General features: G+C 66.8%; 14 protein-coding genes. 5 read left to right on the top strand and 9 right to left on the bottom strand.

From position 1 onward, the window contains the following. Positions 1–6: 6 nt before the first annotated feature. The gene (locus J0J01_RS02260; protein ID WP_365735687.1) at positions 7–918 is read right to left on the bottom strand and encodes an MFS transporter; all 912 of its coding nucleotides are present in this window, start codon (positions 916–918) and stop codon (positions 7–9) included. After that, positions 837–1,301, bottom strand: coding sequence for an MFS transporter (locus J0J01_RS32675; RefSeq protein ID WP_365735684.1), 465 nt, complete (start codon positions 1,299–1,301; stop codon positions 837–839). Before J0J01_RS32675 ends, J0J01_RS02260 begins: the two co-directional genes overlap by 82 nt. 117 nt (positions 1,302–1,418) lie before the next feature. Between J0J01_RS32675 and J0J01_RS02255 the strand changes: the two genes are divergently transcribed. After that, the gene (locus tag J0J01_RS02255; RefSeq protein WP_296378527.1) at positions 1,419–2,393 is read left to right on the top strand and encodes a tripartite tricarboxylate transporter substrate binding protein; all 975 of its coding nucleotides are present in this window, start codon (positions 1,419–1,421) and stop codon (positions 2,391–2,393) included. Between the two features lie 51 nt (positions 2,394–2,444). Here the strand turns inward: J0J01_RS02255 and J0J01_RS02250 are convergent, their stop codons facing one another. The 5 genes from J0J01_RS02250 to J0J01_RS02230 all read right to left on the bottom strand — a co-directional run bounded on the left by J0J01_RS02250 (position 2,445) and on the right by J0J01_RS02230 (position 6,026). Next, positions 2,445–3,674 carry an ABC transporter substrate-binding protein gene (locus J0J01_RS02250; RefSeq protein WP_296378526.1) on the bottom strand — a complete coding sequence of 410 codons (1,230 nt, stop codon included), beginning with the start codon at positions 3,672–3,674 and terminating at the stop codon, positions 2,445–2,447. Between the two features lie 26 nt (positions 3,675–3,700). Next, positions 3,701–4,933: an ABC transporter substrate-binding protein gene (locus tag J0J01_RS02245; protein WP_296378525.1), complete on the bottom strand. Its 1,233-nt coding sequence runs from the start codon at positions 4,931–4,933 to the stop codon at positions 3,701–3,703. Then, positions 4,930–5,535 carry a hypothetical protein gene (locus J0J01_RS02240; protein ID WP_296378523.1) on the bottom strand — a complete coding sequence of 202 codons (606 nt, stop codon included), beginning with the start codon at positions 5,533–5,535 and terminating at the stop codon, positions 4,930–4,932. Before J0J01_RS02240 ends, J0J01_RS02245 begins: the two co-directional genes overlap by 4 nt. After that, positions 5,430–5,828, bottom strand: coding sequence for a hypothetical protein (locus J0J01_RS02235; RefSeq protein ID WP_296378522.1), 399 nt, complete (start codon positions 5,826–5,828; stop codon positions 5,430–5,432). The genes J0J01_RS02240 and J0J01_RS02235 overlap by 106 nt, the downstream gene beginning before the upstream one ends. A 63-nt stretch (positions 5,829–5,891) precedes the next feature. Beyond that, positions 5,892–6,026: a hypothetical protein gene (locus J0J01_RS02230; RefSeq protein ID WP_296378521.1), complete on the bottom strand. Its 135-nt coding sequence runs from the start codon at positions 6,024–6,026 to the stop codon at positions 5,892–5,894. 234 nt (positions 6,027–6,260) lie between these two features. On the opposite strand from J0J01_RS02230, the gene J0J01_RS02225 reads away from it, so the two are divergent. From J0J01_RS02225 to J0J01_RS02210, 4 genes are read left to right on the top strand one after another with little or no spacing between them, the layout of a single operon-like run. Continuing rightward, entirely contained in the window at positions 6,261–7,019 is a 759-nt protein-coding gene (locus J0J01_RS02225; protein ID WP_296378520.1) for an ABC transporter ATP-binding protein, read from the top strand. Further along, on the top strand, positions 7,012–7,716 hold the full coding sequence (locus tag J0J01_RS02220) for an ABC transporter ATP-binding protein (RefSeq protein ID WP_296378519.1): 705 nt from the start codon (positions 7,012–7,014) through the stop codon (positions 7,714–7,716). Before J0J01_RS02225 ends, J0J01_RS02220 begins: the two co-directional genes overlap by 8 nt. 5 nt (positions 7,717–7,721) lie before the next feature. Next, complete coding sequence (locus J0J01_RS02215) at positions 7,722–8,612, top strand: branched-chain amino acid ABC transporter permease (RefSeq protein ID WP_296378518.1); 891 nt, start codon at positions 7,722–7,724, stop codon at positions 8,610–8,612. Then, positions 8,609–9,541 (top strand): branched-chain amino acid ABC transporter permease, encoded by a 933-nt coding sequence (locus J0J01_RS02210; protein ID WP_296378517.1) that lies wholly within the window; start codon positions 8,609–8,611, stop codon positions 9,539–9,541. The genes J0J01_RS02215 and J0J01_RS02210 overlap by 4 nt, the downstream gene beginning before the upstream one ends. A 34-nt stretch (positions 9,542–9,575) precedes the next feature. Here J0J01_RS02210 and J0J01_RS02205 read toward each other — a convergent pair whose 3' ends face one another. Together J0J01_RS02205 and J0J01_RS02200 are read right to left on the bottom strand one after the other, a co-directional pair. Then, positions 9,576–9,818 carry a hypothetical protein gene (locus J0J01_RS02205; RefSeq protein WP_296378516.1) on the bottom strand — a complete coding sequence of 81 codons (243 nt, stop codon included), beginning with the start codon at positions 9,816–9,818 and terminating at the stop codon, positions 9,576–9,578. Then, the gene (locus tag J0J01_RS02200) at positions 9,818–12,976 is read right to left on the bottom strand and encodes a multidrug efflux RND transporter permease subunit (protein ID WP_296378515.1); all 3,159 of its coding nucleotides are present in this window, start codon (positions 12,974–12,976) and stop codon (positions 9,818–9,820) included. The genes J0J01_RS02205 and J0J01_RS02200 overlap by 1 nt, the downstream gene beginning before the upstream one ends.

Genomic DNA, 12,976 nt, shown 5'->3' with positions numbered 1-12,976 from the left:
TCCTTCTCAGGCGCGGATGGGCTGCACCTTGATCGACGGGTCGGCGACCGCGTGCGCGGCGAGGCGCTTGCGGTCGGCTTCGGGGCGGATGAACAGCAGGCCGACGATGCCGCCGGCCAGCAGCAGGATACCGAGGATGGTGAAGCTGAGCTCGTAGCCCTGCAGCGGTGTGGCGGCGTGCTGGATCACCCAGCCCATGACGAACGGGCCGAAGGCGCCTGACAGCGTCACGATCGCCGTCGAGATCGCCAGCATGGCGGCGCGCTGCGGCTGCGGCGTGAGCTCGCTCACGATCATCGGGACGACGACGTAGATCGTGCTGCCGATCGCCGAGCCGAACACCAGCAACGCGACCTTGGCGCCCGGCGTCGGCATCAGTTGCAGGAAGGGCAGCGTGCAGCCGCCGACCACCATGGTGGCGCACGCGAGCACGCCGCGGCTGGTGCGGCTCGATGCACCCTTCGACTTCATGCGCTGCGAGATGAAGCCGCCGATCATCAGGACGATGAAACCGAACAGCCAGGGCAGGGTGCTGAGATTGCCGCCGACCTGCTGGCTATAGCCGAGGCCGGTCCGCAGATAGGAGGTGAACCAGGTCAGCCCGAGCGCGATGCCCCAATAGCTGGCGAAGCCCGCGAAGCAGGCGGCCAGGATGGTCGGGCAGGTGAGCAGACAGCGATAGGGCACGCGCTCCTCGCCCGAGCCCGCGGCGACGACGGGCGTGTCGACCAGCGTGCCCTCGCGGCCGAGGAAGAGCCACAGCACGGCCCAGAGCAGGCCGACGATGCCGAGCGCGCCGAATGCCCAGTGCCAGGAATAGTGGATGACGATGTAGTTCAGTGCCGGCACGGCGACGATGACGCCGAGCCCTGGGCGATGATCGCCGTCGGCAGCGCGCGCAGCGAATCGGGGAACCACTTGTAGATCGCGTGGGTGGCGATCGGTGCCGCCGGGCCTTCGCCGGCGCCGAGCACGATGCGGCAGGCCATCAGGATCTCGAAGCTGACGATGCTGATCATCGGGAACTGCACCAGCGACCAGACGACCGCCATGGCGAGCAGCGTCCATTTCGACGGCACGCGGTTGGCGATGAAGCCGACCGCGACGGCGGAAACCGCGAACAGGAAGAAGAACGAGGAGCCGAGCAGGCCGAACTGCTCGTAGCTGAGCTTGAGCTCCTCCATGATCGGCACGGCCGTGAGCTGCAGGACCGTCTTGTCGGCGAAATTGACCAGCATGAAGAGGAAGAGCAGGGCGGTCATGCCCCAGGCGCCCTTGAGCGGGCGGGTCCGATCAGTCACGCAGCGTCGCTCCCGAGGGCCCATTTTTGCCGGGCCTGTCTGCACATAAGACAGGGCTCGCCGATGGCATGCAAGGGAAGCTGCCGACATACTCCGCGCAACAAAGGGGAGAGAACGATGACGAGCAGGATCGGGCGCCGGGGCGCGCTCGCCGGGATGAGCGCGGCCTTGGCGGCGCCGGCGATCGCGCGGGCCGACGGCTTTCCGTCCAATCGCGTCACGTTGGTGGTGCCGTTCCCGCCCGGCGCCTCGACCGACGTCACCATGCGGGTGATGGCCGACAAGCTCACTCAGATGTGGGGCCAGACGGTGCTGGTCGACAACAAGGGCGGCGGCAACGGCATCATCGCCGCCGAGGCGGTGAAGAACGCCAAGCCGGACGGCTACACCCTGCTCGCCACCTCGTCGATGACCCATGCCGGCAATCCGGTGCTCTACGACAAGCTGTCGTACGATCCGATCAACGACTTCGAGCCGGTGACGCGCATGAGCCTGGTGCCGATGTGCGTGCTGGTGACCAAGAAGCTCGGCATCAAGACGCTGGCCGAGCTGACCGCCAGGCTCCAGGCCGAGCCCGGCAAGCACAATTATGGCGCCGGCGCGATCTCGGCGCGGGTCGCGGGCGAGCTCTACAAGATGCTGGCCAAGGTCGATGCGGTCTATGTCGGCTACAAGAACAACCAGCTCGCCGCGCCCGACCTCAACAACGGCATCATCTCGTTCATGGTCTGCGACGTCGGCAGCGCCAAGATGATCCTGAACTCGGGCTGGGCCGATGCGCTCGCCGTGACCCAGGCCGAGCCCTATCCGCAGATGCCGGGCGTGCCGAGCGCTGTGCAGGCCGGCATGCCGGACCTGATCTTCACCACCTGGTCGGCGTTCTATGCGCCCAAGGGCACGCCGCGCGACACCGTGCTCAAGCTCAACAAGGACATCATCGCCGCCGGTAGCGCGCCCGAGATCGCGGCCAAGCTCGACAGCATGGCCGGCGGGCCCAGCTTCACCACGCCCGAGGGGCTGATGGCGTTCACCAAGAGCGAGATCGAGGCGTGGCGCAAGGTGGTGAAGGCCGCCAACATCAAGATCGAATAGGCCAAGAAAAAGGGGCGCTGCAGCGCCCCTTCTCCCGGATCGGTTCCTCGTCTACTTCACGAACGGGCACTTGCCTTCGTTCATCGGACGGTAGGCCTTGTCGCCGGGCACGGTGGCGACCAGCTTGTAGATGTCGTCCTTGCTCTTGGACTCCGACGGCGCCTTGACCTGGAACAGGTGCATGTCGCGCACCAGGCGGCCGTCCTCGCGCAGCTTGCCGTTCTTGGTCATGACGTCGTTGACCGGCATCTCGCGCATCTTGGCCATCACCTTCTTGGCGTCGTCGGCGGAGCCCACGGCCTGCACGGCCTTGAGGTAGTGCAAGGTCGAGCTGTAGACGCCGGCGGTCAGCATCGACGGCAGGCGGTCCTTCTTGGCGCGATAGCGCTTGGTCCAGGCGCGGGTCTCGTCGTTGAGATCCCAGTAGAACGACTCGGTCAGCACCAGGCCCTGCGCCACCGGCAGGGTGAGCGACTGCACGTCGGTCGCGAACACGAGCAGGCCCGCGAGCTTCTGGCCGCCCTTGACGATGCCGAACTCGCCCGCCTGCTTGATCGAGTTGATGGTATCCTGGCCGGCGTTGGCCAGCCCGATCACCTTGGCCTTGGAGGCCTGGGCCTGCAGCAGGAAGGACGAGAAGTCCTGCGTGCTGAGCGGATGGCGCACCGCGCCCAGCACCTTGCCGCCAGCCTGCTTCACGACTTCCGACACGTCGCGTTCCAGCGCATGGCCGAAGGCGTAGTCGGCGGTGAGGAAGTACCAGCTGTCGCCGCCCGCCTTCACCATCGCCTCGCCGGTCACGTGGGCCAGCGAGTAGGTGTCGTAGACCCAGTGCGCGCCGGTCTCGGAGCACGCGGGCCCCGTGAGATCGCTCGACGCAGCGCCGGTGTTGATGTCGATCAGGCCCTTCTCCTGGCTGACCTTGCGCACCGCCAGCGCCACCGACGAGGTGCCGAGGCCGGTGATCATCTTCACACCGTCGACGTCGTACCACTTGCGCGCGATCGCGGCGCCGATGTCGGGCTTGGTCTGGTGGTCGGCCGACAGGATCTCGACCGCGCGGCCGTTGACCTTGCCGCCGACATCCTCGATGGCCATCTGCATGGCTTCGACCTCGCCGGCGGTGAGGTCGCCGTAGACGCCGGAGAAGCCGTCCATCACGGCGATCTTCAGCGGACCGGGTGGTGTCTGGGCTTGGGCGATCGCGGCGATGCCCGCGGCCGTGAGCCCGAGCGCGGCAGCGACGACGCTGCCGAACCGGACGATGTTGTTGATCTTCATCTTCGTCAGTCTCCCAGAAGTGTCCTTCAGTTCTTGATCAGCGGGCACTTGCCCTCGTTCAGCGGCCGCCAGGCCTTCTCGGCCGGCACCGTCGCGAGGATCTTGTAGATGTCGTCCTTGCCCTTCGACTCGGCGGGCGACTTCACCTGGGCGAGGTACATGTCGCGCATCACGCGACCGTCCTCGCGAAGCTTCCCATTCCTGGTCATCATGTCATTGATCGGCAGCTCGTGCATCTTGGCCATCACTGCCTTGGGATCGTCGGTGCCGGCCGCCGCCATCGCCTTCAGATAGTGCGTAGTGGCGCTGTAGACGCCCGCGGTGGTGAGGTTCGGAACCTTGTCCTTTTTCGCGCGGAAGCGCTTGGTCCAGGCGCGGGTCTCGTCGTTCTGGTCCCAGTAGAAGGCGGTGGTCAGCACCAGGCCCTGCGCGGTCTTCAGCCCGAGCGACTGCACGTCGCTCTCGAAGATCAGCAGGCCGGCGATCCGCTGGCCGGCCTGGACCAGGCCGAACTCGCCCGCCTGCTTGATGGCGTTGACGGTGTCCATGCCGGCGTTGGCGAGGCCGACGATCTTGGCCTTCGACGCCTGCGCCTGCAGCATGAACGAGGAGAAGTCCTGCGTGCTGATCGGGTGGAGGACGTGGCCGAGCACCTTGCCGCCGGCCGCGTTGATGACCTTGGTGGCCTCGTCCTCCATCGACTTGCCGAAGGCGTAGTCGGCGGTGACGAAGAACCAGGTGGTGCCGCCGTCCTTCACGACGGCGTCACCGGTGACGTGGGCGAGGGCATAGGTGTCGTAGACCCAGTGCGCGCCGGTCGCCGAGCAGGCCGGGCCGGTGAGATCGGCGGTCGCCGAGCCGACATTGAGATCGATCTGGCCCTTCTCCTGCGCGACCTTGCGCACGGCGAGTCCGACCGACGAGGTATCGATGCCGGTGATCATCCTGACGCCGTCGTCGTACCACTTGCGCGCGACCGAGGCCGCAATGTCGGGCTTGTTCTGATGGTCGGCCGAGACGACCTCGATCGGCCGGCCGAGCACCTTGCCGCCGAAGTCGTCGACGGCGAGCTGGGCCGCCTCGGGCTGGCCGAGCGCGATGTCGGCATAGACGCCGGAAAGGCCCGCGAGCACGCCGATCTTGATCGGTCCGCCTTGCGCCACGCTCTGACTGGAGACGACCGCGGCGACACCGATCGCGGTCAGGCCGAGTACACCGGCCACGGCTGCGCCGCGGCGGACCACGCTACCTACGCTCATACGCTGATTTCCTCCCAAATGCGGCCACGCCGCCTACACGGGCGGAAACTTAGCGCGGCCGGTCCGCCCGGCTCAACACGATCCAGCCGCGACCTTCCAGCCGCACCGGGAAATGCTCGGCGAGGTAGGCGCCGTAGGTCGCCTTGGCCGTCTCGGCCCATGGCGAAGTTGGTGGTGAATCGCGGGATCAGCACACGGTCGGCGCCGGCGAGATAGTCTGCGGGCGAGGCCACCGGCGCGCCGGCACCCGACCACAGGTTGCCGCGCGGCGGCTCGAGGCCGAACATGAAGGGCAGCGGATCGACCTGGTCGAGCACGGCGATGAGGCCGTTGGCGAGGCCCTTCTCCTCGAGCAGGGCTGCCACCTCCATCAGGGTCTCGACGTATTCGTACGGCGAAAGTTCGTATCGTGGACGGATGGCGCGAGCGGCCGAACAGGCGCTCGCGGTCTTGTCGACCATACGGAGGTAACCCGCGTCGAGGCGGTTGTGATAGCTCACCAGGCTCGTGCTGGAGGAGACGATCGACGCGACCGGCAGGACGAGCAGGAGCCGCGGCAGCTTATGATTGTAGAACTGCCCGCAGAACAGGAACGCGGCCACGCCGCGACTCCGATCGCGACGACGTAGGGCGCGTATTCCGGCGCGTTCTCGGCGAAGTCGTTGAGGAAGAAGGCCGCGTCGCCACGCACGATGCCGGCCTGCGCCGCGCCGCGAAGGTCCTCGAGATAGGCCCAGTTGAACGGCAGCAGCGGCAGCGCGACGCCGATCAGGAAGACGAGGGTCCATCCACGCCAGTCCCCGCGCATCGGCTCGGAGGCGATGACGGCCACTGCAATCATGGCCATGCCGACGGCAAAATACGTCATCTTCAGGTAGAACAGCGCCGCCAGCACGATCGCGACGAAGACCTGCTCGCCGAGGTTACCGGCGCGGCCCTCGGGCCGGCCGGAACAGGATCAGCGCCAGGAGGGCGAGCCGCTCCAGCCGTAGCGGTTGTAGACCATGGCGAAGGAATAGGCGTTCGGCGGGTCGCCGACATTGGCCGGCCGCAGCACCAGCAGACCGCGGGCACCAGCGGCAGCCGTCGCCACGCGACGAGCCCGCCGTCGCGAAGATCGCCGCGGCGACGATCGCCACGCCGGCCGCCACCGCTTTCGGCGTCAGCAGGACCCAGGCCGCAGCCACGACCGGCAGCCCCGCGGCCAGCACCAGCATGGCTGCCGATGCGTTGCGCCCGAAAGCCCAGGCGATTCTACCTGCGGGTCGCACGAGCAGGCTGGACATCGCAGAAAAGCTTCGATTTAGTCGCGGCCCATAGGGAGGCTATGGCACAACAAGAAATAATTCTGGGAGCCCAGGGACTGACCAAGGAGTTCAAGGGATTCGTCGCGGTGAAGGACGTGAATCTGCGCGTTCGCCGCCATACGATCCATGCGCTCATCGGGCCTAACGGGGCGGGCAAGACCACCTGCTTCAACCTCTTGACCCACTTCCTGACGCCCACCGCGGGACGCATCGAGTTCAACGGTCGGGAGATCACCGGTTCCTCGCCTGCGGCAATCGCGCGCATGGGTTTGGCGCGCTCGTTCCAAATCTCGGCGGTGTTCCCGCACTTGTCGGTGCGCGAGAACGTGCGGGTCGCGCTGCAGCGCCGGCTGCGCAATTCGCTGGTCTTCTGGCGCTCCGAGCGGGTCCTCGACCAGCTCAACGGCCGCGCCTCGGAGCTGGTCGAGGCGGTCGGCCTCACGGCGTTCGCGGAGCTGCCGGCCGTCGAGCTGCCCTATGGCCGCAAGCGCGCGCTGGAGATCGCCACGACGCTGGCGCTCGATCCCGAGATGATGCTGCTCGACGAGCCGATGGCTGGCCTCGGCCAGGAGGACATCAAGCGCATCGCCGCGCTGATCCGCACTGTCGCCAAGGACCGCACCGTGCTGATGGTCGAGCACAACATGAGCGTGGTCGCCGACCTCTCCGACACCATCACCGTGCTGGCGCGCGGCGAGGTGCTGGCCGAGGGGCCGTACGACACGGTGTCGAAGAACCCGCAGGTCGTCGAAGCCTATGTCGGAACCGGCCATGGCTGAGACCTTGCTGAAGGTCCAGGACCTGCAATCCTGGTACGGCGAATCGCATATCCTGCACGGCGTCGGGCTCGAGATCGGCCGCGGCGAGCTGGTGACGCTGCTGGGCCGCAACGGCGCCGGCAAGACCACGACGTTGAAGTCGATCATGGGCATCGTCGAGAAGCGCGCCGGCTCGGTGACCTTCGCCGGTCAGGAGACGATCGGGCAGCCGTCGAATGTCATCGCGCGCCTCGGGCTGGCCTATTGCCCCGAGGAGCGCGGCATCTTCTCGAGCCTCAATGTCGAGGAGAACATGCTGCTGCCGCCGCAGGTCAAACAGGGCGGCATGACTCTCGACGAGATCTACCAGCTCTTCCCGAACCTCAAGGAGCGGCGGCGCAGCCAGGGCACCAAGCTCTCGGGCGGCGAGCAGCAGATGCTGGCGATCGGCCGCATCCTGCGCACCGGCGCCGACATGCTGCTGCTCGACGAGCCGACCGAGGGCCTCGCCCCGGTGATCGTGCAGCGCATCGGCGAGGTGATCCGGACGCTGAAGAGCCGCGGTTTCACCATCCTGCTGGTCGAGCAGAACTTCCGCTTCGCCGCCACCGTCGCCGACCGCCATTACGTGATGGAGGACGGGCGGGTGGTCGACATGATCGCCGCCGCTGACGTCGCGGCGAGCGTCGACAAAATGCACGACTATCTCGGGGTGTAGGTGCAATGGGTACGTGTAGCCTGTCGATTGAGGTCTCGACCCAGCTGCTGTTCAGCCAGCTGCTGCTCGGCCTGATCAACGGCGCCTTCTACGCCATGCTGAGCCTGGGCCTCGCCGTGATCTTCGGCATGCTGAACGTGATCAACTTCACGCACGGCGCGCAGTACATGATGGGCGCGTTCGCCGCCTGGCTGATGCTGACCGAGCTCAACATCCCGTTCTGGTTCGCGCTGATTCTGTCGCCGATCGTGGTCGGGCTGTTCGGCATTCTGCTCGAGCGGTTGATGCTGAAACGCATCTATCACCTCGACCATCTCTACGGCTTCCTGCTGACCTTCGGCCTGGCGCTGATCATCGAGGGCCTGTTCCAGTGGAAGTGGGGTTCGTCGGGCGCGCCGTACCAGAGCCCGATCCCCGGCGGCTACAATCTCGGCTTCATGTTCCTGCCGAGCTACCGCGGCTTCGTCGTGGTGGCGGCGCTCGTAATCTGCCTCACCACCTGGTACGCCATCGAGCGCACCAAGCTCGGCGCCTATCTGCGCGCCGCGACCGAGAACCCGACGCTGGTGCAGTCCTTCGGCATCAACGTGCCGCGTCTGATCACCCTCACTTACGGTTTGGGCGTCGGGCTCGCGGCGATGGCGGGCGTGCTGGCGGCGCCGATTCAGCAGGTCTCGGCGCTGATGGGCACCAACCTGGTGCTGGTCGTGTTCGCGGTGGTGGTGATCGGCGGCATGGGCTCGATCATGGGCTCGATCGTCACCGGCTTCGGCCTGGGAATCGTCGAGGGATTTACGAAAGTGGCCTGTCCGCCGGCTTCCAACACGGTGATCTTCGTCGTCATGGCGCTGGTGCTGCTGATCAAGCCGGCCGGCCTGTTCGGGCAGACCAAATGAGCGGCAACCGCCTCCTCATCGCCATCGTCGTCGCGATCGCCGCGCTGGCGGCGCCGTGGGTGTTCTATCCCGTCTTCCTGATGAAGGCGCTGTGCTTTGCGCTGTTCGCCTGCGCCTTCAACCTGCTGCTGGGCTATGCCGGCCTGATGAGCTTCGGTCATGCCATGTTCTTCGGCATGGCGGCCTACTTCTTCGGCCACACCGTCAAGGTCTGGAACTGGCCGATGGAGTTCGGGCTGCTGGCGGGCGTGCTCGGCGCCGCCGCCCTCGGCCTGGTCACCGGCGCGCTGGCGATCCGCCGCCAGGGCATCTACTTCGCGATGATCACGCTCGCCTTCGCGCAGATGGTCTACTTCCTCTGCGTCCAGATGCCGTTCACCGGCGGCGAGGACGGCCTGCAGGGCATCCCGCGCAAGCCGCTGCTCGGCGTCATCCCGACCGAGAACGATTACGGCATGTATTACATCGTGCTGGTGATCTTCCTGTTCGGCTACGGCGCGATCTACCGCTTCATCCATTCGCCGTTCGGCCAGGTGCTGAAGGCGATCCGCGACAACGAGCAGCGCGCCGTGTCGCTGGGCTACGAGGCCGACCGCTACAAGCTGCTGGCCTTCGTGCTCTCGGCCGCGGTCGCGGGTCTCGCCGGCGCGACCAAGGCGATGGTCGTGCACTTCGCCACCCTGACCGACGTCAGCGCCGGCACCTCGGGCGAGGTCGTGCTGATGGCGCTGATCGGCGGACTCGGCACCATCACCGGCCCAGTGATCGGCGCCTTCGTGGTCATCGCCATGCAGGACTATCTCGCCTTCGTCGGCCAGCTCGTGCTGGTGATCCAGGGCGTGATCTTCGTCGTGATCGTGCTCGGCGCGCGGCGCGGCCTGGTCGGCGAGTTCAGCGCGTGGTGGAAGGCCCGCCGCCGGCCGGGATAGGCGCTGCTCATGCCGGCCCGCGGTCCGGCGAGAGTTAGCGCACGCTTGCGGGTCGGGGCGGCTGCACCAGATCGTTGCAGTTGGTGGCGCGGGTCATCAGGCAGTCCTGCACTGCCGACACCTCGCGCAGGCGGTCGACCAGGACGATGCCCGCGACCACCAGCACCGCCATGATCGCCAGCGCGATCACGCTCTTGCGCCGGCCGGCGGACTCGCGCTCCTCCTCTTCCTGCTCGAGATATTCTTCGCGTTCGTAGCCGCCTTCACGTTCCGGCATCAGTCGGCTGCCTTCGTGCCGGCGACGTCGGCATTGTGCGCCGCGGCCGGCACGGCCTCGGGGATCTCGCCCGCCGGCCGGCGCTGCTTGCCGCTCAGCCAGTGGGCGAAGCGATCGAGATAGAGATAGACGACCGGCGTCGTGTAGAGCGTCAGCCACTGCGACACCAGCAGACCGCCGACGATGGCGATGCCGAGCGGCCGGCGCAGCTCCGAGCCCGCGCCCGAGCCGACGGCCAGCGGCAGGCCGCCGCCGATCGCGGCGAAGGTCGTCATCATGATCGGCCGGAAGCGCAGCAGGCAGGCCTCGTGGATCGCCTCGATCGGGCTCTTGCCGTGCTCGCGCTCGGCCTCCAGCGCGAAGTCGATCATCATGATGGCGTTCTTCTTGACGATGCCGATCAGCAGGATGATGCCGATCAGCGCGATCACGCTCAGATCGTAGCCGAACAGCATCAGCGCCAGCAGCGCGCCGACGCCGGCGGACGGCAGTGCCGACAGGATCGTGACCGGGTGGACGTAGCTCTCGTAGAGCATGCCGAGCACGATGTAGACGGCGAGGATGGCGGCGGCGACCAGCAGCGGCGTCGAGGAGAGCGACGACTGGAAGGCCTGAGCCGTGCCCTGGAAGGTGCCGTCGACGGTGATCGGCACGTGCAGATCGCGCTGTATCTGCTGGATGCGCTCGACCGCCTGGCCGAGCGCGGTGCCGGGCGCCAGGTTGAAGGAGATCGTGACCGCTGGGAACTGGCCCTGATGGTTGATGGTGAGCGGCGCGATCTTGTTGCTGAACTTGGCGACCGTGCCCAGCGGCACCTGGGCGCCGCCGGTGCCGGTGACGTAGATGCGCGACAGCGCCGCTTGATCGGTCTGGAACTGGGGCATCACCTCCAGCACCACCTTGTACTGCGTGCTCGAGGTGTAGATCGTCGCGACCTGGCGCTGGCCGAAGGCGTCGTACAGCGTCTGGTCGATCTGCGACAGTGACAGGCCGAGCCGCGAGGCGGTGTCGCGGTCGATGTCGACGGCGATGTGCGGCGAGGCGATCTGCTGGTCGGACGTGACGTCCTGCAGGCCGGGCAGCTTGCCCATCGCCTGCTCGATGATCGGCGCCCAGTGGTTCAGCTCGCCGCTGTCGGTCGAGGTCAGCGTGTACTGATACTGGGTCTTGCTGAGGCGGCCGCCGACATTGATGTCCTGTCCGGCCTGCATGAAGTATTTTACGCCCGGCACTTGTGCCACTTTCGGTCGCAGCCGCTGGATGATCTGCTGCGCCGACGCGTCGCGCTCGGAGAACGGCTTCAGCTGGATGAACATGCGGGCGGTGTTCTCCGACGAGTTGCCGCCGGTCGAGCCCACGAAGCCGACCACGCCATCGACACCGGGTTCCTTCTGGATGATCGCGGCGAGCCGGTTGCTGAGGTCGGCCATCGCCTCGAAGGAGATGTCCTGCCGCGCCTCGGCCTGGCCGAAGATGAAGCCGGTGTCCTGCTCGGGGAAGAAGCCCTTGGGGATGATGACGTAGAGCCAGCCGGTGACCCCGATCAGGGCGATGGTCGCGAGCAGGGCGGGGAACTGGTGCCGCAGCACCCATTGCAGGCCGCGATCGTAGAAGCGCACCGAGGCGTCGAAGGCGTCCTCGGCCATCTGGTTCAGTCGGCCGCGCTTCTTGTCGTGGCTCTCGCGCTTGAGGAACCGCGAGCACATCACCGGCGTCAGCGTCAGCGACACGAAGGCCGACATGACGACGGCAACGGTGACCACCACCGCGAACTCGCGGAACAGCCGACCGACAATGCCGCCCATGAACAGCAGCGGGATGAACACCGCGATCAGCGAGAAGGTGATCGAGATGATGGTGAAGCCGATCTGGCCCGCACCCTTGAGCGCCGCATCGAACGGCCGTTCGCCCTCCTCGAGGTACCGGACGATGTTCTCGATCATCACGATCGCGTCGTCGACCACGAAGCCGACGGCGATGGTGAGGCCCATCAGCGACAGGTTGTCGATCGAGTAGCCGCAGACATACATCACGCCGAAGGTGCCGACGATGGCGAGCGGCACGGTGATCGACGGGATCACGGTCGCCCAGAAGTGGCGCAGGAAGATGAAGATCACCATCACCACCAGGCCGACCGTCAGGCAGAGCGTGAACTCGACGTCGAACACCGAATCGCGGATCGACTGCGAGCGGTCCGACATCAGCTCGACATGCACGGCCTTCGGGATCGAGGCCAGCATGCGCGGCATCATCGCCTTGATGCGGTCGACGATCTCGACGGTGTTGGCGCCGGGCTGGCGGAAGATCAGCAGCAGCTCGGAGCGCTTGCCGTTGTACCAGGCGCCGTTGCGCGGCGACTTGGTGGCGTCGACCACCTGGGCGATGTCCTGCAGCTTGACCGGCGCGCCGTTGCGGTAGGCGACGATGATGTTCTGGTAAGCGGCGGCGTTGAACAGCTGGTCGTTGGTGTCGATCGTCGCCTGCTGATGGGCGTTCTCGAGGTTGCCCTTGGCCTGGTTGACGGTGGCGTTGGCGATCGAGTTGCGCACGTCCTCGAGCGCGATGCCATGCGCGGCGAGGGCCGCCGGGTTGGCCTGCACCCGCACCGCGAAGTCCTGCTGGCCCGCGACCAGCACCTGGCTGACGCCGGTCACCGCCGAGATCTTCTGCGCCAGGATGGTGAAGGCGTAGTCGTCGACCTTGTAGATCGGCAGGTCCTCGGACGATACGGCGTAGATCAGGATGGCGCGGTCGGCCGGGTTGACCTTGCGGTAGGTCGGCGGGTTGGGCAGGTCCTTCGGGAGAAGGCCGCTCGCGGCATTGATCGCGGTTTGGACGTCGGTGGCGGCACCGTCGATCGCGCGGTTGAGGTCGAACTGCAGGGTGATCGAGGTGCTGCCCAGCCCGCTGGTCGAGTTCATCGAGGCGAGGCCCGGGATCGCCGCGAACTGCTGCTCGAGCGGCGTGGCGACCGACGACGCCATCGTCTCCGGGCTGGCGCCGGGCAGCGTCGCCGACACGGTGATGGTCGGGAAATCGACGTTGGGCAGCGCCGCCACCGGCAGCAGATTGTAGGTGGCCGCGCCGAACACCAGCAGGCCGAGCATCATCAGCGAGGTGGCGATCGGCCGCCGGATGAAGCTCTCGGAGATGTTCAC

Source organism: Reyranella sp. (assembly GCF_017305915.1).
Classification (GTDB): domain Bacteria; phylum Pseudomonadota; class Alphaproteobacteria; order Reyranellales; family Reyranellaceae; genus Reyranella.
This window is presented reverse-complemented; position numbering and strand designations above follow the sequence as displayed.

Bases quoted from the DNA above. Each gene is read 5' to 3' on its own strand.
- J0J01_RS02220 (WP_296378519.1), top strand. From the start codon at position 7,012: ATGGCTGAGACCTTGCTGAAGGTCCAGGACCTGCAATCCTGGTACGGC.
- J0J01_RS02245 (WP_296378525.1), bottom strand. From the start codon at position 4,933: ATGAGCGTAGGTAGCGTGGTCCGCCGCGGCGCAGCCGTGGCCGGTGTA.
- J0J01_RS02225 (WP_296378520.1), top strand. From the start codon at position 6,261: ATGGCACAACAAGAAATAATTCTGGGAGCCCAGGGACTGACCAAGGAG.
- J0J01_RS02205 (WP_296378516.1), bottom strand. From the start codon at position 9,818: ATGCCGGAACGTGAAGGCGGCTACGAACGCGAAGAATATCTCGAGCAG.
- J0J01_RS02255 (WP_296378527.1), top strand. From the start codon at position 1,419: ATGACGAGCAGGATCGGGCGCCGGGGCGCGCTCGCCGGGATGAGCGCG.
- J0J01_RS02250 (WP_296378526.1), bottom strand. From the start codon at position 3,674: ATGAAGATCAACAACATCGTCCGGTTCGGCAGCGTCGTCGCTGCCGCG.
- J0J01_RS02210 (WP_296378517.1), top strand. From the start codon at position 8,609: ATGAGCGGCAACCGCCTCCTCATCGCCATCGTCGTCGCGATCGCCGCG.
- J0J01_RS02215 (WP_296378518.1), top strand. From the start codon at position 7,722: ATGGGTACGTGTAGCCTGTCGATTGAGGTCTCGACCCAGCTGCTGTTC.